18 protein-coding genes and 2 pseudogenes are annotated in these 22,640 nt (G+C 66.4%); 14 read left to right on the top strand and 6 right to left on the bottom strand.

The features are described from left to right. The 4 genes and pseudogenes from DN412_RS44020 to DN412_RS10125 all read left to right on the top strand — a co-directional run. The coding region (locus DN412_RS44020) for a hypothetical protein (RefSeq protein ID WP_208647589.1) at positions 1-269 on the top strand (269 nt) is incomplete at its 5' end. A 296-nt stretch (positions 270-565) separates the two neighbouring features. Next, a pseudogene (locus DN412_RS10115) lies at positions 566-685 on the top strand (cytochrome c biogenesis protein CcdA); the annotation flags it as partial. Between the two features lie 83 nt (positions 686-768). Further along, a pseudogene (locus DN412_RS10120) lies at positions 769-1,298 on the top strand (thioredoxin family protein). Positions 1,299-1,554: 256 nt separating this feature from the next. Then, positions 1,555-2,904 (top strand): nucleobase:cation symporter-2 family protein, encoded by a 1,350-nt coding sequence (locus DN412_RS10125; protein WP_115014517.1) that lies wholly within the window; start codon positions 1,555-1,557, stop codon positions 2,902-2,904. 92 nt (positions 2,905-2,996) lie between these two features. Here the strand turns inward: DN412_RS10125 and DN412_RS10130 are convergent, their stop codons facing one another. Further along, positions 2,997-4,637 carry a hypothetical protein gene (locus DN412_RS10130; RefSeq protein WP_115014519.1) on the bottom strand — a complete coding sequence of 547 codons (1,641 nt, stop codon included), beginning with the start codon at positions 4,635-4,637 and terminating at the stop codon, positions 2,997-2,999. A gap of 149 nt (positions 4,638-4,786) precedes the next feature. Here DN412_RS10130 and blaOXA point away from each other — a divergent pair, with 149 nt between their 5' ends. The 9 genes from blaOXA (at position 4,787) to DN412_RS10175 (ending at position 15,717) form a co-directional block, all read left to right on the top strand. After that, entirely contained in the window at positions 4,787-5,626 is an 840-nt protein-coding gene (gene blaOXA / locus DN412_RS10135) for an OXA-1206 family carbapenem-hydrolyzing class D beta-lactamase (RefSeq protein ID WP_115014522.1), read from the top strand. A 293-nt stretch (positions 5,627-5,919) separates the two neighbouring features. Next, positions 5,920-6,249, top strand: a complete 330-nt coding sequence (locus DN412_RS44025; RefSeq protein ID WP_208647590.1) for a hypothetical protein — start codon at positions 5,920-5,922, stop codon at positions 6,247-6,249. Positions 6,250-6,522: 273 nt separating this feature from the next. Then, entirely contained in the window at positions 6,523-7,791 is a 1,269-nt protein-coding gene (locus tag DN412_RS10145; protein ID WP_115014525.1) for an ROK family protein, read from the top strand. Then, on the top strand, positions 7,778-9,361 hold the full coding sequence (locus tag DN412_RS10150) for a sugar ABC transporter ATP-binding protein (RefSeq protein WP_115014527.1): 1,584 nt from the start codon (positions 7,778-7,780) through the stop codon (positions 9,359-9,361). The genes DN412_RS10145 and DN412_RS10150 overlap by 14 nt, the downstream gene beginning before the upstream one ends. A gap of 79 nt (positions 9,362-9,440) precedes the next feature. Beyond that, positions 9,441-10,472, top strand: coding sequence for an ABC transporter permease subunit (locus DN412_RS10155; RefSeq protein WP_078200294.1), 1,032 nt, complete (start codon positions 9,441-9,443; stop codon positions 10,470-10,472). A gap of 91 nt (positions 10,473-10,563) precedes the next feature. Then, on the top strand, positions 10,564-11,484 hold the full coding sequence (locus tag DN412_RS10160) for an ABC transporter substrate-binding protein (RefSeq protein WP_244222623.1): 921 nt from the start codon (positions 10,564-10,566) through the stop codon (positions 11,482-11,484). Between the two features lie 44 nt (positions 11,485-11,528). Continuing rightward, positions 11,529-13,025 (top strand): glucose-6-phosphate dehydrogenase, encoded by a 1,497-nt coding sequence (gene zwf / locus DN412_RS10165; protein WP_115014531.1) that lies wholly within the window; start codon positions 11,529-11,531, stop codon positions 13,023-13,025. A gap of 45 nt (positions 13,026-13,070) precedes the next feature. Continuing rightward, positions 13,071-14,717, top strand: a complete 1,647-nt coding sequence (pgi, locus tag DN412_RS10170) for a glucose-6-phosphate isomerase (protein ID WP_115014533.1) — start codon at positions 13,071-13,073, stop codon at positions 14,715-14,717. Between the two features lie 28 nt (positions 14,718-14,745). After that, positions 14,746-15,717 (top strand): carbohydrate kinase family protein, encoded by a 972-nt coding sequence (locus DN412_RS10175; RefSeq protein WP_115014535.1) that lies wholly within the window; start codon positions 14,746-14,748, stop codon positions 15,715-15,717. On the opposite strand, the gene DN412_RS10180 is transcribed toward DN412_RS10175, so the two are convergent. The 4 genes from DN412_RS10180 to DN412_RS10195 all read right to left on the bottom strand — a co-directional run bounded on the left by DN412_RS10180 (position 15,699) and on the right by DN412_RS10195 (position 19,348). Continuing rightward, the gene (locus DN412_RS10180) at positions 15,699-16,670 is read right to left on the bottom strand and encodes a Bug family tripartite tricarboxylate transporter substrate binding protein (protein WP_115014537.1); all 972 of its coding nucleotides are present in this window, start codon (positions 16,668-16,670) and stop codon (positions 15,699-15,701) included. The two genes, DN412_RS10175 and DN412_RS10180, sit on opposite strands and share 19 nt — an antisense overlap. A 220-nt stretch (positions 16,671-16,890) precedes the next feature. Beyond that, a complete protein-coding gene (locus tag DN412_RS10185) occupies positions 16,891-17,589 on the bottom strand; it encodes an EthD family reductase (RefSeq protein WP_115014539.1) in 699 nt (232 codons plus the stop codon). A gap of 26 nt (positions 17,590-17,615) precedes the next feature. Further along, positions 17,616-18,554: a dihydroorotate dehydrogenase gene (locus tag DN412_RS10190; protein WP_115014541.1), complete on the bottom strand. Its 939-nt coding sequence runs from the start codon at positions 18,552-18,554 to the stop codon at positions 17,616-17,618. Then, on the bottom strand, positions 18,548-19,348 hold the full coding sequence (locus DN412_RS10195) for a dihydroorotate dehydrogenase electron transfer subunit (protein WP_244222613.1): 801 nt from the start codon (positions 19,346-19,348) through the stop codon (positions 18,548-18,550). The genes DN412_RS10190 and DN412_RS10195 overlap by 7 nt, the downstream gene beginning before the upstream one ends. 581 nt (positions 19,349-19,929) lie before the next feature. Between DN412_RS10195 and DN412_RS10200 the strand changes: the two genes are divergently transcribed. Beyond that, positions 19,930-21,354: an amidohydrolase gene (locus DN412_RS10200; RefSeq protein ID WP_115014546.1), complete on the top strand. Its 1,425-nt coding sequence runs from the start codon at positions 19,930-19,932 to the stop codon at positions 21,352-21,354. A 137-nt stretch (positions 21,355-21,491) separates the two neighbouring features. On the opposite strand, the gene DN412_RS10205 is transcribed toward DN412_RS10200, so the two are convergent. Further along, complete coding sequence (locus tag DN412_RS10205; protein WP_115014548.1) at positions 21,492-22,610, bottom strand: porin; 1,119 nt, start codon at positions 22,608-22,610, stop codon at positions 21,492-21,494. Between the last annotated feature and the right edge of the window lie 30 nt (positions 22,611-22,640).

Raw genomic sequence — 22,640 nt, forward strand, 5'->3', positions numbered from 1 at the left:
GAAATAAGTCTGTCGAGAAGGTGCGCGAGCCTAGGAGCGAAGCGCAGCAAGGCTGGAGCCTTGCGAGCATTCGCGACGACGGATCGTGCAGCTTATCGGCAGACTTATGCAACGAACTTGCGACTCAGGACACTAGTGTCCTACCGGTGAGGCTTCCTGCCTATACCACCCTGGTCACGGGATGGGAGCCGGCCATCGTCGCGTCGGCCGTCAGCAGGGTCATGCCTTCGCTGAGCGCCTGGGCCACCAGCATGCACACGCAACCCTAGCTAGAAAACTTAGCTAAGCATAGTCCGTCCGGAAATTGCGCCATACCCCGCGCAGTCATTGCGCTGCGGCCGCCTGGGTACTTTGTATCGCTCTGTATTCGGGGCGACGCACGACAAGAAACATTGCATTCCAGGCGGGATGCGGAAACATCCGGGATACGCACGGACGGTGAAATGCGGCTATCACCAGATCAGGAGGCCACCGCCATGCGCATCGCCGCCAGACACTATCCCCAGGCACCCCGCCGCTGGTGCCATGCCCCGCACTGCACGTCGCAGGCCAGCCGGAGGCAGCCATGATCGACACCTTCCTTGCCTTCGCCGCCGGCGTGCTGACCATTGCCTCGCCTTGCGTGCTGCCGGTGCTGCCGATGCTGCTCGGCGCGTCGCCGGGTGAAACCAGCCGCCTGCGCCCGCCGCCATGTACTTCCAGTACGACACCCTTGCCGTCGCCTGGCTGACCTCTCTTTTCCCTGCCGCTCAACCTGGAGCCTGAACCATGCACCGCATCCTTCGCACCCTGCTGGCGACTACTGTCATCGTTGCCGCCCCCTTGTCGCCCAATATGCCGTCGCGGCGCCAGCCGATTACGGCAAGGCGCCCGAATTCACCGGCATCGACAAATGGCTGAACTCCGAACCGCTGACCGTAGCCGGGCTGCGCGGCAAGGTCGTGCTGGTCGACTTCTGGACCTACAGCTGCATCAACTGCATCAACACGCTGCCCCATGTCCGCCAGTGGTACGACAAATACCGCGACAAGGGCCTGGTGGTGGTCGGCGTACACACGCCGGAGTTCGCTTACGAGAAATCCACCAGCAACGTGCAGGCGGCGCTCAAACGCTTTGATATTCACTACCCGGTAGCGCAGGACAACGCCTATGCCACCTGGAACGCCTGGAGCAACCAGTACTGGCCGGCGCTTTACCTGATCGATGCCAACGGCACCGTGGTCTACAAGCACTTTGGCGAAGGCCAGTACGCGCAGACCGAGGCGGAGATCCAGAAGGCCCTGGCAGAGCGCCACTGACCCCGGGGCGCCACGCTGGTTCTTGTCGTTCCGCGCACGGGAGTTGATACAAATTGTATGCAATCTTTGTATCACGGAACGCTTATCCCTGTTATTCTTGCACGCCTGTTGAGGCGGGAGATATCCTCCCCCGCCTCGCTCGCGGGGCAGTCGCCTCTGGCCCGCAGCGTGCAACCAGCGTGCCGGGGCTCCCCCGCCCGGCACCAGAAAACAAGACAGGCCGGAACCATATCCGGCCAGACGACAGGAGACATGAATGGCGCCCTTGCTGTTCAAGGTGGAAGACCGCCCCCCACGGTTGACGACGTTCTTGCTTGCGCTCCAGCATCTGCTGGCGGCCCTTGGCGGCATCATTGCGGTACCGCTGGTCATCGGCGGTGCCCTGAAGCTGCCGCCTGACCAGGTCGTGGCACTGGTGAATGCCGCCCTGCTTGGCTCGGGCATCGTGACCATCATCCAGTGCAAGGGCGTCGGCCCGGTCGGCATCCGCATGCCGTGCGTGATGGGCACCAGCTTCGCCTTTGTCGGCGCGGCCATCAGCGTGGGCATCGAGCACGGCGTGGCCGGCATCCTGGGCTCCGCGCTGGCGGGTTCGCTGGTGATGATCCTGGGCAGCTTCTTCATGCCGGCGATCCGCAAGCTGTTTCCGCATACCGTCACCAGCGTGGTTGTCACCATGATCGGCCTGTCGCTGATTCCGGTAGCCATTGACTGGGCCGCCGGCGGCCACGGCAGCAGCCGCTATGGCTCGCCCGGCAACCTCGCGATTGCCGTCACAGTGCTGGCGCTGGTGGTGGCCGTGGTGCAGTGGGGCAAGGGCATGCTGTCGGCCTCGGCCATTGTCGTTGGCATTGCCGGCGGCTACCTGCTGTGCCTGGCACTGGGCCTGGTCGACTTCACGCAGTTTCACCAGGCGCCGATCATCGCGCTGCCGCAACCGCTGCACTTCGGCATGTCGTTCCCCATCTCGGGCATCGTCGCCATGTCGATTGCCTTCCTGGTGACCATCGTCGAGTCGACCGGCACGTTCATGGCGCTCGGCGCGGCCACGCAGCGGCCGATTTCCGGCAAGTGCCTGTCGCGCGGCATCCTGTGCGATGGCTTTGGCTCCGCCTTTGCGGCGCTGGTTTGCAGCCCGCCGCTGTCGACCTTTGCACAGAACGTCGGCGTGGTCTCGCTGACCGGCGTGGCCAGCCGCCATGTGGTGGCGCTGACCGGCGTGATGCTGCTGCTGGCCGGGCTGTTCCCGGTGCTGGGCGCGCTGGTGGTGACGATCCCGCAGCCGGTGCTGGGCGGCGCAGGCCTGATGATGTTCGCGATGATCGTGTCGGGCGGGATCCAGATGCTCAGCACGGTCAGGTTCACGCAGCGCAATACCCTGATCGTGGCGGTGTCGATCGGCTGCGGCCTGGCGGTGACGTTCCGCCCGGAACTGCTGTCGAAGCTGCCGGCCTTTGTCAACGAAGTGTTTGGCTCGGGCATCACGGTGGGCTCGCTGTCAGCGGTGATCCTCAACCTGCTGCTGCCTGGCGGCAAGGATGAGGAGCAAACGGCCGACGAAGGGCAGCATGGCGGCGTTGGCACCACTGCCGGCGAAGCAGCCTGAGCTGCCAGACATCGAAAAGGCGCGCGGGCAACCTTGCCCGCGCGCCTTTTGCCTGTGATCTGCCCTGAATTCTGAGGCAATAGGTCCCGCACTCACGCCGCCTTGCGCGTTCGCCGCGCCGCTTCCGCTGCAGCATCGCGCAACTCCGGCGGCAGTACGCGCAGTTCCGCGGTGAAGAACGCCCGCTCCGCCGGCCGCAGCGCGGGCAGCTCGGCGGCCAGCCGCTCCACCGCGGCGCACGCCCTGATGGTGGCGCCTTGCTCATGGGCGAGATACCAGGCCAGTTCGAGCAGCAGGTTGGCCAGCTGCAGCGGCCCCAGCCTGACATGGCCGGCGTCGTGGTCTTCCAGTGCAAACGCGGCGACGGCAGACCAGCGCACGAAGCCCTTGGCCGGGGCAAACGGCGCATGGAACGGCCGCAGTGCGTCGATGGCATCGGCCACGGACAGCGGGCGCTGGCGGCGGAACGCGGCCATGCTGTCGCTGGACCTGGCCGGGCGGTCGGACGGCGGCGTATCGGGCCCGCAACTGCCGCGCGCGATGCGCAGCAGGAAGATCGCATTCCACGCGGTACCGCCGCCCACGCCGAACCGATCGCAGATCCACTCCGACAGCCCCAGCCAGCGCATGGCCTGCTGCTGCACCGCGCTGGCGGACAGCGTGCGCTCCGCATCGATCAGCCCGTGCCGCCAGAACAGCCACAGGCTCAGCCCGATATTGGCCGCTGCGTGCTGCACGGCATCGACGGAATCGGCCTCGTACGCGGCCTGCAGCGCGCCCGCGAACGCATCCAGCGCCAGTTGCGCGGCCTGCGCAGTGGCGGCATGCGTGGCGCGCATGGCATCGGCCTTATGCAGCAGCGCTTCCAGGTTCAGCACTTCAAAGCGCACGCGCGGGTTGTAGCGCACCACCAGGCGCAGTTCCGGATCGGCGTGCAGGCGTTCCAGCCCGGCGCGTGCGCCGTCGCCATCGCCGCGCGTATAGCACTCCCATGCCCTCACGACGTGCGCCATGGCCAGGAACGCCGGTGTCGCCGCACCCGCGTCGGCAGCCTGCGCCAGCCGGTCGAAGCGCCTGAGCGCGGCGCGGCTCTGGTCGAGGCGCCCGCAGCGACGCCAGGCCTGGCTTTCCTTGAGCAGCGTCAGCGCCTGCTGGAAACCATCGCCGGCACTGCGCCGTGCCGCATGAAAGGACTCTGCCACCGCTGAACCGTGCGCCCCGGCATGGCCGTCCTGCGCGCTGCGCATGGCCTGCATCAGCTCGCTCCAGAAGGCCATGTCGCGCATCACGTAGCCGACGCCGTCCGACTGGCTTGCCGGCGCCGCCTTCCCGCCGGCGTGAAAACCGAAATGCCGGGCCAGGGCGGCCGGGCCCAGGGTGCGCCCATCGGCAACAAAGCGCAGCCGGCGCGCGCTCGCCGCCGTGATCCAGAACGGCCCGCGGCTGCGGTGCGCCGGGTTGGCCGCGGCGGGATCGCGCTCGCGGTCCGCGCCCCAGCCAACCGCGACCTGCCAGCGCGTAAAGTCGGCAAACGCGCGCGACACCAGCATGCGCAGGTTGGCCGCAGTTGGAAACGCGCTGCGCACCACGGCGGCAGTGACACCGTCCTCGCCGCTGCGCTGGGCATGCCAGATGCGCGCCAGCAACCAGACCGACTGGTAGCGCGCGGGTTGGCCGTCGACCCGGTACGGGGCCGATACATCGATACGGATCGGGGCGGGCGTGGCTGGCATCAGGCAGTCAGGGATGGATCAAAACGCAGGCAGCGCCGCCATGTTACGCAAGTTACAGGGCGTGTGGTTGGCGTTGCGCAAGCGCTCTCCTATGCTGCGCACCACGGTCCGGGCCCGGATTGCCATCCCCTCAACTCCTCTGCACAGCCATGAACCATCGTCTTGCTCGTTTGCTGACGCCGGTGGCGTTCGGCCTCGGCCTGCTTGCCTCGACCCTGCCCGCGCTGGCGGCACCGAATGAAGTCCCGCTGGATGCCGCGCAACTGTTCCGCCAGGCCGATACCACCGGCACCATGGTGATCTACGACCTGCGGCGCGACCGCATGCTGACCTTCAACAAGGCGCGCGCGGCCACGCAGTACTCGCCGGCATCGACCTTCAAGATCCTGAACTCGATGATCGGCCTGGAGACCGGCGCCGTGGCCGACGTCGACCATGACAAGCTGCCGTGGGACGGCAAGGTCTGGCTGGTCGGCGGCAAGGCCATCCTGCCCGACGCCTGCAACGCCGACGTACCGCTGCGCGTGGCTTTCCCCAACTCCTGCGTGCCGGCCTACCAGGCGCTGGCGCGGCGGGTAGGCGGCGCGGCCTACCAGCGCTACCTGAGTGCATCGCACTATGGCAACGCCGATAGTTCCGGGCAGGTCGACCGCTTCTGGCTGAACGGCACGCTGCAGATCTCCGCCTACCAGCAGGTCGACTTCCTCAAGGGCGTGGTGCAGCGCACGCTGCCGTTCTCGCCCGCTACCTTCAGCGCCGTGGACGACATCACGGTGATGGAGCGCACCGCTGGCTACACCCTGCACGCCAAGACCGGCTGGGCCGATTCGACCAGGCCGGCGGTGGGCTGGCTGGTGGGCTGGGTCGAGCGTGGCGGCGACGACTACCTGTTTGCGCTCAATCTGGACATGCTGCGGCCCGAGCATGCGAAGGCGCGGATGGAGATTGCACGCGCGGCGTTGCGCCAGGCGGGGGCGCTGCCGGATTGAGGCGAGCGAGCCGGCAAGATGTCGCGCAGACGCCGCGCCCGCTGGCCGTATCCCCCAGCCTCGGCAATTTCCGCTGATTCTGGACGCTGAGCACCGACACCCTGTATGAAGACGGCTATCTCAGCCTGGCAACCGGGACCGGCACCATCACGCCGGGCCAGCGTCTTAGCGGCAACTTCGTCAAGACATCGAGTCGCACGTCCACCGCGCTACTCAACACCTACGATCCATCCAACGCACTGGCCGAGAACCAGACTGCCATCGCCGGCAACTGGAAGTAGGATGGATTTGCCATGCAGATCGACGACGCGGGCAACCTCGCGGGCACCTATACCAGCGGCACCCGCATCTGCAACCTGCAAGGCACGGTGAAGCTTGCCGAGCCCGGAACGGCCAAAAACTTGTATGCCGTGAACGCGACCGCCGCCAATTCGACTCAACCGAACAGCACGGGCTGTGTCATGTCGACCGGCGTGTTGCACAAGGGCTTTGCCGCGATCCGGCTGATGCCAGCCAACGGCAGCATCGTCGCGACCAGCAGCATGCGCTATGTGCGGACACTTCTGATGGCCGGCAGCACGGGCTACGGCGGCTATTTCACCACGCAGATGTCGAAGCAATAGAGGAAGCCAACGGCAGTCTGCACGCGGGCAAGCACGCATCCAGCCTGCAAGACTGCCACCCGCCTTCTTTTAGCGGCCCACAGATGCGACGGAGCCGCCCTTTCCTTGCCTGTTTCCGATCGGCCGCTGTGCCGCATCCGGCATAAATCCGTCCGTCCTGGGGTTTTCCCGTGGTTGAGTTCTGTTCGCGCATATCATTTAATTCACCATGAATTAATTAATAGCGCTGACCATTCAAGGATCGTCGGGCCAGCCGAACAGGACGGAGACAAGATGACCGCATCCAAAGCGGGCCGTGGCGTGAATTCCGCCAGCCTGCGCCTGTACAACGAACGTGCGCTGCTGCTGGCGCTGCGCCGAGCCGGCGAGGCCTCCAAGGCCGACCTCGCGCGCATGGCGCAGCTGACCAATACGGCGGTCGGCAGCATCGTGCAGACCCTGTCCGAAGAAGGCCTGGTCGAGCAGTCCGGGCGTCGCACGGAAGGCCAGCGCGGCCAGCCCGCCAGCCTGATCCGGCTGCAGCCCAAGGGCGCCTTCGGCATCGGCGTGCGGCTGGACCGGGGCAGCATCGAGGTGGCGATGGTGGACTTTGCCGGCCATATCCTGGCCAGCCGCGCCCACCAGCTGGTCCTGCCCCACCCCGACCAGGCGCTGGAGATGGTGCGGCACGACATCGCCGAGCTGCGCGCCCTGCTCACCCCCGCCGAACAGAAGCGGCTGCTGGGCATCGGCGTGGCGCAGCCCTATAACCTGGGCGCCTGGCTGCGCGAACTGGACGTACAGGGCGAAGCCTTCCAGGCGAGCTTCCGTGCATGGGACCAGGCTGACTTCCCCGCGATGCTCAACGCCGCCACCGGCCTGCCGGTCTTCGGCGAAAACGACGGCACCGCCGCCGCGGTGGCCGAGCTGTTCTATGGCCGCCACCATGCCCAGCATTTCCTCTACGTGTTCCTTGGTCCCGCCATCGGCGGTGGCGTGGTGCTCAATGGCGATTGCGTGCGCGGCGTCTCAGGGAACGCCGGCGATATCGCGATGATGCCGGTGCCGCCCAGCACCCTGCCCTCAGCGCCGTCGGCAAATGGCAACGGCAAGCGCCGTGACATCCTGATCTCGCGCGCGTCGCTCAACGCCCTGACCCGCCACCTGCGCCACCACGGCGTGGTGGTCAACGGCCATGCCGACCTGCAGCGCCAGGTTGAACTGGCGCACCCCGCGGTCGAGGAATGGATTGCGGATTGCGTCGATGCGCTGGCCCCTGCGCTGCAGTCGGCCCTTGCCGTGCTCGACGTGCCGCTGGTGATCTTCGATGCCGATATCGACGGCGGCCTGGTCGCCACGCTGATCGCGCGCCTGCAGCAGGCGCTGGATGAGAGCGCCCCCGAGGCCCGCGCGCCCGCCACCGTGGTGCGCGGTTGCTTCGGCGCCAACGCCGGCGCGGTGGGTGCCGCGTCGCTGCCGATGTTCATGAATTTCTCGCCGCGCGCCGAGCTGCTGCGGGGTGCGTCCGCCATCGTTCCGGAGGCCAGCCATGCCATTGTCTGAAGCACCGCGTACTTCGCCCACGCCAGCCCATTTGCATGGCAGCCATGCGCCGTTGCTCGAACTGCGCAATATCTCCAAGACCTTCCCCGGCGTGAAGGCGCTCACCAACATGGAGCTTACCGTCTACCCTGGGGAAGTCCATGCCCTGATGGGCGAGAACGGCGCCGGCAAATCCACGCTGATGAAGATCCTGTCAGGCGCCTATATCGCCGACCCGGGCGGCGAGTGCCGCATCGCGGGCGAGCCGGTGGCCATCGACGGCCCGGCCACGGCGCGCGCCCACGGCGTGGCCGTGATCTACCAAGAGCTGAGCCTGGCACCCAACCTGAGCGTGGCCGAGAACATCTACCTGGGCCGCCACCTGCACCACCGCGGCATGGTCGACCGAGCCGCCATGGCGCGTGCCTGCGAGGCCACGCTGGCCCGGCTGGGCGCGGACTTCACGCCGCAGACGCCAGTGAATACGCTGTCGATCGCGCAGCGCCAGCTGGTGGAAATTGCCCGCGCGGTGCATTTCGAGACCCGCATCCTGGTCATGGACGAGCCCACCACGCCGCTGTCCACCCGCGAGACCGACCGCCTGTTCGCGCTGATCCGCCAGCTTCGCGCCGAAGGCATGGCCATCATCTACATCAGCCACCGCATGGCGGAAATCGATGAGCTGGCCGACCGCGTCACCGTGCTGCGCGACGGCTGCTTTGTCGGCACGCTCACGCGTGAGGCACTGACGCAGGCCGCACTGGTCAAGATGATGGTCGGGCGCGACCTGTCGGGCTTCTACACCAAGACCCACGGCGAGACCGCGCCGGGCGAGATCATGCTGTCGGTGCGCAATATGTCTGACGGGCGCCGCGTGCGCGGCTGCAGCTTCGACCTGCGCGCCGGCGAGGTGCTGGGCCTGGCGGGGCTGGTCGGAGCGGGGCGTACCGAGCTGGCACGGCTGGTCTTCGGCGCCGATACCCGCACCGATGGCGCCGTGTTCGTGGCGGGCACGCCGCTGGCCGTCGGACCGCGCCAGGCGATCGATGCCGGCATCGCCTACCTGACCGAAGACCGCAAGCTGCAGGGCCTGTTCCTGGACCAGAGCGTGCACGAGAACATCAACCTGATCGTGGCCGCGCGCGACGCCTTGCGCGGCGGGCGACTGAACCGCGCCAGCGCGCGGCAGCGCACGGCCGCGGCGATCCGCTCGCTCGGTATCCGCGTGGCGCACCCGCAGGTCAACGTGGGAGCCCTGTCCGGCGGCAACCAGCAGAAGGTGATGCTGTCGCGCCTGCTGGAAACCCGGCCGCGCGTGCTGATCCTGGACGAGCCCACGCGCGGTGTGGATATCGGCGCCAAGGCCGAGATCTACCGGCTCATCAACGAGCTGGCGCGCTCCGGCGTGGCGGTGCTGATGATCTCCAGCGAGCTGCCCGAAGTGGTCGGCCTGTGCGATCGCGTGCTGGTGATGCGCGAAGGCGAGCTGGCCGGCGAGGTGCCGGGTTGTGCCGATGCCGCCGCCATGCAGGAACAGATCATCGCGCTGGCGACCGGCGCCGGCGAGCAAAAGCCCCCGGTCCTGCATTGAACCGTTGAATTCCGCTACAGGCCGGCAAAGAACGGCCGCGCCGGGGCGGCAAGCCGCCTCGCAGCATCAGGAGACACTTATGCGCAATCCCCTCTCGTCCACGGCCAACGCAGCCCATGGCGCCACCACACCGGCCTCCGCGCCGCTGGCGCGCGCCACCGGGCGTGCCACCACGCAGGAACGCCTGCGCGCACTCGGCATGCTGCCGGTGCTGGTGCTGCTCTGCTTCGGTTTCACGCTGCTGACCGAGAACTTCGCCAGCCTGCAGAACCTGTCGATCATCGCCCAGCAGGCCTCGATCAACCTGGTGCTGGCCGCGGGCATGACCTTTGTGATCCTGACCGGCGGCATCGACCTGTCGGTGGGATCGATCCTGTCGATCTCGGCAGTGGTGGCGATGCTGGTTTCGCTGATGCCGCAGCTGGCCGCGCTGAGCGTGCCGGCGGCGCTGCTGTGCGGGCTGCTGTTCGGCCTGGTCAACGGCGCGCTGATCGCCTTCATGAAGCTGCCGCCGTTTATCGTCACGCTGGGCAGCCTGACCGCGGTGCGCGGGCTGGCGCGGCTGGTCGGCAACGACAGCACGGTCTACAACCCGGACATCTCGTTCGCCTTCATTGGCAACGGCGACCTGCTGGGCGTTCCCTGGCTGGTGGTCATCGCCGTTGCGGTGATCGCGGTGTCGTGGCTGGTGCTGCGCCGCACGGTGCTGGGGTTGCAGATCTACGCGGTGGGCGGCAATGCCGAGGCCGCGCGCCTGTCGGGCATCAAGGTCTGGGTGGTGCTGCTGTTCGTCTATGCGGTGTCGGGGCTGCTGTCGGGGCTGGGGGGCGTGATGTCGGCGTCGCGGCTGTATGCGGCCAACGGGCTGCAGCTGGGCCAGTCCTATGAGCTGGACGCGATCGCCGCGGTGATCCTGGGCGGTACCAGCTTTGTCGGCGGGGTCGGTTCGATCGCAGGGACGCTGGTGGGCGCGCTGATCATCGCGGTGCTGTCCAACGGGCTGATCCTGCTGGGTGTGTCGGACATATGGCAATACATCATCAAGGGCCTGGTGATCATCGGCGCGGTCGCGCTCGACCGCTATCGCCAGAAGGGCTCGGCCCGTACCTGAGATGCGGCCGCACTGGAGACAAAGCGTGATCAAACCCATCCTCAAGGCCCTGGCGGCGGGCTCGCTGGCAGCGCTGTGCGCGGTGCCAGCCATGGCACAGGTGCCCGCGCAGACGGCGCCGGCTTCAGACACGCAGGCCGCGCAACGCCCGCTCAGGAAAGTCGGCGTGACCCTGGGCTCGCTGGGCAACCCGTACTTCGTCGCGCTGGCCCGCGGCGCCGAGGCCGCGGCCCGGCAGGTCAACCCGAAGGTAAAGGTGACCGTGCTGTCGGCCGACTATGACCTGAACAAGCAGTTCATGCATATCGACAGTTTTATCGTGGCCGGCGTCGACCTGATCCTGATCAATGCCGCCGACGCCCGCGCCATCGAGCCTGCGGTACGCAAGGCGCGCAAGGCCGGCATCGTGGTGGTGGCGGTCGATGTGGCCGCGGCCGGCGCCGATGCCACCGTGCAGACCGACAACATCCAGGCCGGCGAGCTTGCCTGCGGCTTTATCGCCGACCGGCTCAAGGGCCGCGGCAATGTCATCATCCAGAACGGCCCGCCGGTGTCGGCGGTGCTGGACCGGGTCAAGGGCTGCAAGACGGTGCTGGCGCGCCACCCCGATATCCGCATCCTGTCCGACGACCAGGATGCCAAGGGCTCGCGCGAAGGCGGGCTGAACGTGATGCAGCTATACCTGACACGCTTTCCCAAGGTGGATGCGGTCTTCACCATCAACGACCCGCAGGCCGTTGGCGCGGACCTGGCCGCGCGCCAGCTCAACCGCCGCGGCATCCTGATCGCCTCGGTCGACGGCGCGCCTGACATCGAGGCGGCGCTCAAGGCCGACACGCTCGTACAGGCCTCGGCCAGCCAGGACCCGTGGGCCATTGCGCGCACCGCGGTGCAACTGGGCGTTGGCATGATGAATGGCCAGCGCCCGCCCAACCCGACCGTGCTGCTGCCGTCCACCCTGGTGACGCGCGCCAATGTCGGCCAGTACAAAGGCTGGGCCTCGCCGCGCTGAGCGGCATGGCCGGTCCCTCCACCCTTTCTTCTATTTGCTGATCCATGATGGCTAGCCACCCTGCCGGCGCTCCGGCGCCTGAACCTGCCCCGGAGTTCGATTTCGTATTGTTCGGCGCCACCGGCGACCTGGCCCGGCGCAAGCTGCTGCCGGCGCTGTTCGACGCCCATGCCGCCGGCTCGCTGCATCCGCGCGGGCGCATCCTGGCGCTTGGCAGCCAGCCGCTGTCGCACGACGCCTACCTGGCCATGCTCAACGATGAAGTGCTGCCGGCACTGGCGGGCAATGCCGCGGCGGCCGCGTGGCAGGGTTTTCTCGACCGCATCCTGTACCTGCAGGTCGATGCCAACGCCGATGCCGGCTTCGATGCGCTGGCCGAACTGGTCAATGCGCGCGCGGCACCGGTGGTGGTGTTCTACCTGGCCACGGCCCCGCACCTGTTCGTCACCATCTGCGAGCAACTGGCGCGCGTGGGCCTGACCGGCCAGCGCAGCCGCATCGTGCTGGAAAAGCCGTTGGGACACGACCTGGCCTCGTCCGAAGCCATCAACGCGGAAGTGGCACGGCACTTTGCGGAGGACCAGATCTACCGGATCGACCACTACCTGGGCAAGGAGTCGGTGCAGAACCTGATGGCGGTGCGCTTTGGCAACGTGCTGTTCGAGCCGCTGTGGCGGCGCGAATGGGTGCGGCAGGTGCAGATCACCATTGCCGAAGAGCTGGGCGTGGAGCGCCGCGGCAACTTCTACGACGGCATCGGCGCGCTGCGCGACATGGTGCAGAACCACCTGCTGCAACTGCTGTGCATGGTCGCGATGGAGCCGCCCACCAGCCTGTCGGAAGACGCCATCCGCGATGAAAAGCTCAAGATCCTGAAGGCGCTGCGCCCGATCCGGCCCGAGGACGTGGCCGAGAAAGTGGTACGCGGCCAGTACACCCGTGGCGCCGCGGGCGGCGACCCGGTGCCCGGCTATGCCAGCGAGCCTGGCATAGCGCCCGACAGCCGCACCGAGACCTTCGTCGCCATCCGCGCCGAGATCGCCAACTGGCGCTGGGCCGGGGTGCCGTTCTACCTGCGCACCGGCAAGCGCATGCAGTCGCGCGTGGCGGAGATCGTGATCCATTTCCACGACGTGCCCTACCCGCTGTTCCCGCATCCGCTGGGGGTCATGTCCGGTAACCGGCTGGTGATCACGCTGCAGCCCGAGGAGAGCATCCGGTTGTATTTCCTGACCAAGCAGCCGGGCGACACGCAGGCGCTGATTCCCGCGTCGCTGGACCTGCAGCTGACCCATGCCGCGCCGCGCGTGCGGCGCGTGGGCGCGTACGAGCGCCTGTTGCTCGACGTGATCCGCGGCCGGCTCGGCCTGTTCGTGCGGCGCGACGAGCAGGTGCAGGCGTGGCGCTGGGTCGCGCCCATCCTGAAGACGTGGGAGAACTCCCCCACGCCGCCCAAGCCCTACACCGCCGGCTCCTGGGGCCCGGCGGCCTCCAGTGCCCTGTTGTCGCGCGACGGCATGGCCTGGCATGAAGAGATGTAGTCCACGTATTGACTTGTATTGCCCAAGTATTGCGGAGCACCCGAGATGACCACTTCCCTACCCGCCTGGCAAGCCCTGCGCGCGCATGCCGACACGCTGCGCGGCAGCCATATGCGCGACTGGTTCGACGGCCCGCGCGGCCCGCTGCGCGCCGAGCGCTTCACCGCCGAAGCCTGCGGCCTGACGCTGGATTACGCCAAGAACCGCATTACCGACGAAACGCTCGAATTGCTGTTCACCCTGGCTGATCAGGCGCGCGTGGCCGGGCGGCGCGACGCCATGTTCGGCGGCGACCCGGTCAACACCACCGAACACCGCGCCGCGCTGCATATCGCGCTGCGCGCCTATCCGGAGGATGGCTATCGCGCGCTCGGCGTGCCCGTCGGCGCTGACGTCGCCGCGGTGCTGGCCCAGATGGAGCGCTTTGCCGGCGCGGTGCGCTGCGGCGCCTGGACCGGCTTTGATGGCCGCAAGATCACCGACATCGTCAATATCGGCATCGGCGGCTCGGACCTGGGCCCGCGCATGGTCTGCCGCGCCCTGGCGGACGCGCAGGCCAGCGAGCAGAACACTGGCCCGCGCATGCACTTCGTGGCCAACGTCGACGGCAGCGACCTGGCGCGCACGCTGTCCGGGCTCGATGCCGCCACCACGCTGGTGATCGTCTGCTCCAAGACCTTCACCACGCTGGAAACCATGGCCAACGCCTGCACCGCGCGCGACTGGTTCCTGCAGCAGGGCGTGACCCGTGCCGGACTGGCCCGGCATTTCGTGGCGGTGTCGACCAACCGCGACGCGGTGGCCGAGTTCGGCATCGACCCGGCCAATATGTTCCCGTTCTGGGACTGGGTCGGCGGGCGCTTCTCGCTGTGGTCGGCGGTGGGCTTGTCGATCGCCGTGGCCATCGGCTTCGAGCGCTTCCGGCAGCTGCTGGACGGCGCGCGCGCCATGGACCTGCATTTCGCCAGCGCACCGCCTGAGCGCAACCTGCCGATGATCCTGGGCCTGCTCGACGTCTGGTACCGCAGCTTCCTCGGCGCCGGCAGCCGTTGCGTGGCACCGTACTGCGAGCCGCTGGAACTGCTGCCGGCCTTCCTGCAGCAACTGGAGATGGAAAGCAACGGCAAGTCCGTGCGGCTCGACGGTGGCGCGCTCGATGCTGGCTCGGCCGCGGTGGTGTGGGGCACGACCGGCACCAATGGCCAGCACGCCTATTTCCAGATGATGCACCAGGGCTCGCAGCTGGTTCCGGTAGACTTCATCGCCACGCTGGAGCCGGTCAGCGACCTGCCCGGCCACCATACCAAGCTGCTGGCCAACTGCTTTGCCCAGGGCGAGGCGCTGCTGCGCGGACGCACCGCAACCGAGGTGCGCGCCGAAGGCGTGCGCGACGAGGCCCTGGTGCCGCACCTGGTGTTCGAGGGCAACCGGCCCAGCAACACGCTGCTGCTGCAGCGCCTGGACCCGTACCACCTGGGCGCGCTGCTGGCGCTGTCGGAGCATCGCACCTTCGTGCAGGGTGCGCTGTGGCAGATCAATTCCTTCGACCAGTGGGGCGTGGAACTCGGCAAGAAGCTGGCCGCGCCGATCCAGCGCGAACTGGAGGGCATGGCCGACGCGGGCGCGCACGATGCCTCGACCGCCGCACTGATCCGCCGCGCGCAGGCGGTGCGGGCAACGACCGCGAGCTAACCCGCAGCAGACAACACAGGAGACACCGATGTCCACGCCCCTTCCCCGCTATGTGGTGTTCGGCGAGGCCCTGACCGATATGGTCCGCCAGGCCGATGGCAGCTGGCTGGGCCTGCCCGGCGGCTCGTGCTGGAACGTGGCGCGCGTGGGCGCCCGGCTGGGCATTGCCACCGCCTTTGCGGGAGCTGTCAGCCAGGACCTGTTCGGCGATGATCTGGCGCAAGCCAGCGCCGAAGCTGGCCTGGACGGCCGCTTCCTGCAACGCGTGGCACGCTCGCCGTTCCTGGCCTTTGTCGCCTCGCGCCATCCGCCGCAGTATTTCTTTGTCGGGGACAACAGCGCGGACCTGCATTTCGAGCCGTCACGGCTGCCGCAAGGATGGCGGCAGGCCGCGCAGGTGGTCCATTTCGGCTCGATCAGCCTGGTGCGCCAGCCGCTGGCCGCACGGCTGTGCGAAGAGGCCACGCAGGCCGCGTGCGCCGGCAAGCGCATCGCCTTCGACCCCAACTTCCGCGACCTGATGCGCACGCCCGGCTACCAGGACGTGCTAGCCCATATGCTGCGCCTGGCCACCTACGTCAAGATTTCCGACGAGGACCTGGCCGGGCTGTTCCCCGCGCTCGATACCAGCGCCGCGCTGGCACAAGTCCGTGAGATGGCGCACGATGCCACCGTGATGCTGACGCGCGGCGCGCACGGCATGACGCTGCTCAAGGGCGATACCGCCATCGAGCAGCCGGCCATGCGGGTGGAAGTGGCCGATACCGTGGGCTGCGGCGACGCGGCCATGGGCGGCTGGATGGCCGGTGTGCTCGGCAATGCCGCCGACCTGGCCGCACAGGCGCGGCTTGCCAGCGCGGCGGCAGCAGTCGCCGCGACCCGCGCCGGCGCGTATCCGCCGCTGCGGCAGGAAGTGGATGCGCTGCTGGCCGCTACGGCAGGAGCGCCGGCGTCAGCAGGCGCAGGCCAAGCCTATAGGCCTCACGACCCCGCCTTGTAATTCGTATCCTTGACGATCTTCACCCACCTCGCCGCATCCTCGGCAATGGTTGCGCCGAACTGCTCCGGCGTGCCGCCCACCACCTCATAGTCGATCGCGGCCAGGCGCTGCCTGACTTCCGGCTGCGCCAGGATGCGGTTCACTTCCTGGTTCAGCCGCGTGACGATCTCCCTGGGCGTGCCGGCCGGCGCCAGCAGGCCTGCCCGGGAATTGAAGGCCATGCCGTCAAAGCCGGCCTCGTGCATGGTCGGCACATCCGGCAGCGCGGGCGAGCGTTTGGACGCAAGCACCGCCAGCGGGCGCAGCTTGCCGGCCTTGATCATCGCCATCCCGTTGAACGGGTCGATGGTCATGTCGACCTCGCCCGCCACCACCGCCTGCATCTGTGGCCCGGTGCCGCGGTAAGACACGCTGACCACGTCCGGCGTACCCGCCGCGGCCTTGAAGCTGGCGCCGATCAGCTCGATCATGCTGCTGCCGGCCGACAGGCTCAAAGGCCTGGTCTTGGACTTGGCCAGGGCCACGAACTCCTGTACGGTCTTGGCCGGCACCGAGGGGTGGACCACCATCACGAAGCCGATATTGCTGATCTGCGAGATCGGCGCAAAGCTCTTCAGCGGCTCATAGCCCGCCTTGTACAGCACCGGGCTGAGCGTCTGCGCGCCGGCGGTGTTCAGCAGCAGCGTGTAGCCGTCCGGCGCCGCGCGCGCCACCATGTCCGTGCCGATGATGCCGTTGGCGCCGGGGCGGTTTTCCACCACCACCGACTGCTTGAGCGCCTCGCCCAGCTTCTGCGAGATCAGCCGCGCCACCACGTCGGTGGCCCCCCCAGGTGCGAACGGCACCACCATGCGGATGGGCTTGCTGGGATAGGTGTCGCTCCAGGCCAGGGCGGGCATGGCGCCCAGCACGGCGGCGCACAGCATCAGCCGGCGGCGCGAGTTCGGTTTCATCGGGTTGTCTCCTGGACGGCGGTTGTCATAGGCCGGCGCCGGCATGGCCAGCCTGCCATGCCGATATTCATAATTATGAATTAGATTTTACGCACATAAATTACATCGTCAACCGAGGGTATGTGCGGACAGCCGCCGGGCCCAGGCATGGGCAGTGCTGCGCGGTAAAAAAGGGGGGCGTGCACTGGCCGGCGAGGTTTGGCCGGGGTGTGCATTGCGATCAAAGCATGTAGGTGTACGTTGCCATCGGGAAGTGGACGTTGCTGCCGTGGAAGCGGGGGAACATCTCGAAATCCGCGCGCATGTCATGCCGGACAGGGGAATTCATCGCCGCGGTAATGGCTGCCGCACTGTCGAAGACCAGCTTGTTCCGTTGCATGTAGTGAACGCGCTTCCATGGCATCGCATCCACCCAGTCCACCCGCGTGAAGATCTCGATTTCGCGTACCCCTGGAAAGAAGCGCATGATTTGCGGATGGTGGGACAGGTAGTAGTTCAGCCACGCATCGAAATCGTCGGCGTATCCGGGATAGTGAACCAGGAAGCTGCATGGCACGCTGTCGGCGGGCGTCCGGCCGACAGGATCGTCGACGGGGAACGGACGCCGGGCCATGACCTGTTGCGTGACTGTGCACCCTTGCAAGCCCGGCAGCGCAAGCCGCGCCACGGCCTGAAGGTGACCGTCCGCCGCGATTGCCGCTTCCAGCGCCGCGAGGGTGTCGAAATCCAGCTGCATCGCAAATGGCGGAGAAGGACCGTCATCCGTGTAGTAGTCCTTCGCGCTTTCGGGCGTATAGAGCCGCGCGCGACGCAGCTGTGGCGTGCCCCTGACGATGTCGGCAACCCGCTGGAAGTCCTCGGCCCCAATACGGACAGCCAGATCCGCGCTCTCGAAGGTGACAAGATAAGAAAATTGCACGATGTGTCTCCCGAGTCCTGTGCCCGTCAGTGCCCTGCCCCCGCCGCAATGGCGGGCGCATCGAACAACTCCATGGCGCCGATGAGGTCACGCACCCGGGCGACACCCTTGCGCTCGCAGTACGCCACGATGCCATCGACGACGTTGAGCATCGTTTGCGGAGAGAGGAAGCTGGCCGTGCCCACCTGCACGGCTGTCGCGCCAGCGAGCAGGAACTCGATGGCGTCCTCCGCTGTCGTGATGCCGCCGCATCCGATCACCGGAATCGTCACCGCCTGCGCGCACTGATAGGCGATACGCAACATGATCGGCTTGGTGGCCGGCCCCGTCAGGCCGCCCATCAGGTTGGCAACCCGGGGACGGCGCGTCTCCACATCGATCGCCATGGCCAGGATGGCATTGCTGACGACAAGCGCGTCCGCGCCAGCGGCCTGGGCCGCCAGTGCAACTTCCACGACATTGCCCGCATTGGGTGTCATCTTGGGCCAGACTGGCAGGTCAGAGGCGGCCTTCATGGCGCGAACCACCTGAAAGGTCGCATCGGGGTCCATGCCGAAGGCCTGCCCGTCCTTCTTGAGGTTTGGACAGGACACATTGGCCTCGATCGCCGCCACCCCCGGTACGGACAGCTTGCGCGCCAGCCTGCCAAACTCTTCCACCGTGTTTGCCGAGATACTGGCGATCAGCGGCGGCTGGTATGCCCGATAGAAAGGCACCGTCTCCTTCAGATAGTAGTCCCCGCCCTTGCTCGGGATACCGATCGAGAATAACGTCGCGTCCTTGAATTCCGCCACGCGAGGCGGCGGATTGCCTTCCCGCAAGTCGTCGGTGATCGTCTTGGTCACGATGGCGCCAAGCCGGTTCAGGTCGAACACATCGGCCAGGCCTTCCGCAAAGGTGCCGGACGCCGGCATGACCGGATTCTGCAACCTGAGCGAGCCAATTTCCACACTTAGATCTACCACGATACGGTCTCCTGGAGGTCGAACACGGGGCCTTCCCAGCAGACCCTGCGATAGGTGAGATCCTGCGTGTCCGCCTGCTTGCGGAACGGCCGGACGCAGGCAAAGCACGCGCCCAGTGCGCAGCCCATATGCTGCTCAAGTGCAATCTGTCCCGGGACGTCAAGGTCGGCGGTAATCCGCTGCAGCAACTGCAGCAGCCGGTTCGAACCGCAGGTGGCAACGTAGTCCAGCCCGCGCGCCGCGTGCGTGCTGCGGATCAGGGCCTCGACGTGGTCCACCTGGCTGGTGCCGTCTTCGTCCGTGACGATGAGCACGTTGGCGCCGGCCTCCTTGAGGTAGTCCGCCGACATCACCAAACCCTCGGACCTTGCGCTTAGCACAGCGGTGACCGACACCCCCTTGCTGCGCGCCCAGTCTGCCAGGGGCGTCAGGGTCGCCAGCCCCACTCCGCGGGCCAGCAACAGGATGTGCCCGGCGCTGGCAGGCACGGTGAAGCCGCGGCCCACCGGTCCCAGCGCATCCAACGTATCCCCGGCGCGCAGGCCGGCCAGGCCTCGCGTGCCCAGGCCCTGGACCTTATACAGAAACTCAATCGTCCCCTCGTGCGGCGACACCCTGTACAAGCTCATGGGCCGGCGCAACAAGGCGGCACCGTTCTGGTCCGGCGGGCAGGCCAGATGGAAGAACTGCCCAGGCTGTGCGCGTAATGCGACTTCGGGCCCATTGACGATGAGATGCTTGTATTCGTCGTTCACCCACTGGTTGCTGACCACCCGGCAAAGATTCTCGGCCACCGCGAATTGCGGCTCTGGCGCGCAACCCTGCGATGAATGGCAGCACTGCGGTGCCTCCACTGCGTCCTCTAGCTCTAACATCCGACTTCCTCCATATAGGGGTTGCTATGTCCTCGGCGGGTGGCGCCTCCTCCATGTCCACCGGGCTACGGGTACCAGTCCGTGAGGCATGCGCGTCTCGGCGACTGCGAACTACCTCTGCCGATATCGATGGCGTCACCGCAATCGAATAACGAATATCATTCTATTTTTCGGCCAGGCGAAAGTCAAGGAAGGTTACTTGCGTGTACAGCGTTCGCCGGTCTATTGCCAGCCGTGTGCGTCCCTGGAAGACAATCGTCCCATTAGCGAATTATGTTTTCCTATCAGGGATACCCATTTACGCGGTCCCCGCTCCAGCCAGATGCTGAAACCGGTGGGCAACGCCAGGCCGTCGTGACGCCACGGGGCCTTCCGCACGCGGGTGAAACCTCGCTTCAAGGGGGGCAACCAGCAGTGAACGCCGGCACGTGCGCCAGCCTTCCGCAAGCCCGGTGGGAGGACTAGCCTGTCAGGCCAAGTGACCATCCACCGGAGTTCCAGTGAAACACATAGAAAGCGTCGTCGACCTCGTCGAGACGAAGCGGCACCAGTACATCTCCCTGGCCAACAATATCTGGTCGTTCGCCGAGATGCGTTACGCGGAGTTCCGCTCGGCGGAGCTGCATGCCGCGCAGATTGAACAGAGCGGCTTCAAGGTCAGGCGTGGTGTGGCTGGCATGCCAACTGCCTTTGTCGCCGAGGCCGGCTCCGGTGGGCCGGTCATCGGTTTCCTTGGCGAGTATGACGCGCTCGCGGGCCTGAGCCAGGAAAGCGGCGCGCTCAGCTGCATGCCGGCGGCCGGGGCTGAAAATGGCAACGGGCACGGCTGCGGCCACCATCTGCTTGGCACCGCAGCACATCTGGCCGCGGTGGTGGCGCGAGACTACTTTGCCGCCAACAATATCGGAGCGACCGTCCGCTTCTATGGATGCCCGGCCGAAGAGGCTGCCGCGGGCAAGACATTCATGGCGCGCGATGGCCTGTTTGACGACCTGGATGTCGCGCTGAGCTGGCACCCTTCAGTCGCCAACTCCGTCTTCATGAACGCAACCCTGGCAAATGTCCAGGCGTATTTCCGCTTTCATGGAAAGGCATCGCATGCTGCCTTGGCACCCCACCTGGGACGCAGTGCGCTGGATGCGGCCGAGCTGATGAATATCGGCGTCAATTACCTTCGTGAGCACATGCCAGATCAGGCTCGGGTACATTTTGCGTACATCAATTCCGGGGGCATCTCGACCAATGTGATTCCCGTGCTTGCGGAAGTCCTCTACACGATCCGGTCCCCGCGGAGCGACGACGCCATGGACCTTTTCAAACGGGTCAAGGATATTGCCGAGGGCGCGGCGCTCATGACCGGAACCCGCCTGGAGATTGTCTTCGACAAGGCGGTCTCGAACGTCCTGCACAATGACACCCTGGATCACGTCCTGGATCGCAATATGCGCGCGATCGGCGGCTTTGACGTCAGCGCCGACGAGACCCGCTTTGCTACCGCGATCCAGTCCACGATCGCCGAGGAGGATCTTGCCAACTCCTCCCGCCACTTTGCCGCCGCCTTGCGCGACCCGCGGCCGATCGTCCCTGAGATTCTTCCTTATTCCCCCGACGTCGTACGTCCCGTCACGGGATCGACCGATGTCGGTGACGTGAGCTGGGTCGTTCCTACCACCCAATGCCTGACAGCATGCTACGCATTTGGCACCGGTTTCCATTCCTGGCAGATGGTGTCGCAAGGGAAGCTCTCGCTGGCGCACAAGGGCATGCTGCTCGCAGCCAAGACGCTCGCCGCCACGGCAATCGATCTTGCCGGAAAACCGGACACGCTACTGCAAGCCAGGGAAGAACTCCTGCGCAAGCGGGGTCGTCGTCCGTATGCATGTCCGATCCCGCCAGATGTCCTTCCGCCGCCTGCGCGCGCATAGGCAGGAAGCGTGATTTCCGGGGGCGCTGCCAGGCGCTTCCCCGGGATATTCATCCCCACTTTCTCACCTTCGAATCCTTCCACACCGAGCGGCGCCGCGCATTTACGTGCGCGGCGCCGCGCTCATTTCGATGCCCGTCAAAAGCGCGTCCGAATACCCAAGGCAACGATGCTGACATCGTCACCGGGCTGGCTGAGCACCACATTCGCCAGTGAACCGATGGCCTTCTTCTGGTTCAGCACATAACCCAGACGGGCATACAAGGCCGACGTCTTCGACAGGTTGTAGTCGTAGCCAAGCCCGATAGCGAGGGAATTACGGTCCGATTGCCCGGCAACGGTGCGGTAGACCGCCGAAAACTTGATCCAGTCACGACCATTCGGCACACTGAGCCCGATCATGTGGCTGTTAGCGACCAGGTAGCCCTCCTTGTCCGGGTTGGTCATGTTGTACTCGTATGTCAGATTCACGCCGCCCTTGAACGTGTACATCCCGCCTGCGCCCAGCCACCGGTTCTTGAAAGAGCTCAGGCCTGCCGTGGGGTCGGTCTTGATCACATCGTAGAAGGCACCAAGGTAAAGCGGTCCGTTCGTATATTCGACCTGCGCGCCCTGGAAGCTCGCCTTGGGAAACCCCGGGGTCGTGACGCCGCGCGGCGCATACAAGTATTCCACCTGGAACCCGCCGATGATCGGCGTGGTGTAGGAAATCGCGTCGCTGATCCGGGAGTCGCCAATGGTCGCTCCCTTGCCAAGATCGGAACTCAGCGCCACCAACGATGCGAGCGGCGAGAATGCGCCGACGCCATAGAAGGGATCGATATTGGTTGAGAGCTCGGTCGGATACTGCCGTCCGAGCCGGATGCGCCCCCATTGCGTGGACACCAGGGACACGTTCGATTCCCGGTTGAACAGGCTCGAATCCCCCTGCATGGTGGTGCCACCGGCAGTGCCGTTCTTCAGCTTGAGCGCACTTTCCAGATTGAAACGAACGGACCAGCCATTTCCCAGCTGCTCGACGCCCGCAAAGCCGATGCGGGATGTAGCGCCGGCACCGCTCTCCTCCTGTAGCAGCCGGTTGCTTCCCGCGCGGGAATACTGGATCCCTGCGTCCGCTACACCATAAAGGATGAGGCCGCTCACTCCTGCCAGGACATCCGGCCCCAGTATCTGAAACGGCTCCTGTGCATAGCCCACGGAATAAAAGGCAAATGAAGATCCGGCAACAAGGCGTGCGACCTGCTTCATGGATAACATGATTTCTCCGACTACTTTATTAGGGATGAT

It is taken from the genome of Cupriavidus lacunae, assembly GCF_003353055.1.
GTDB lineage: Bacteria > Pseudomonadota > Gammaproteobacteria > Burkholderiales > Burkholderiaceae > Cupriavidus > Cupriavidus lacunae.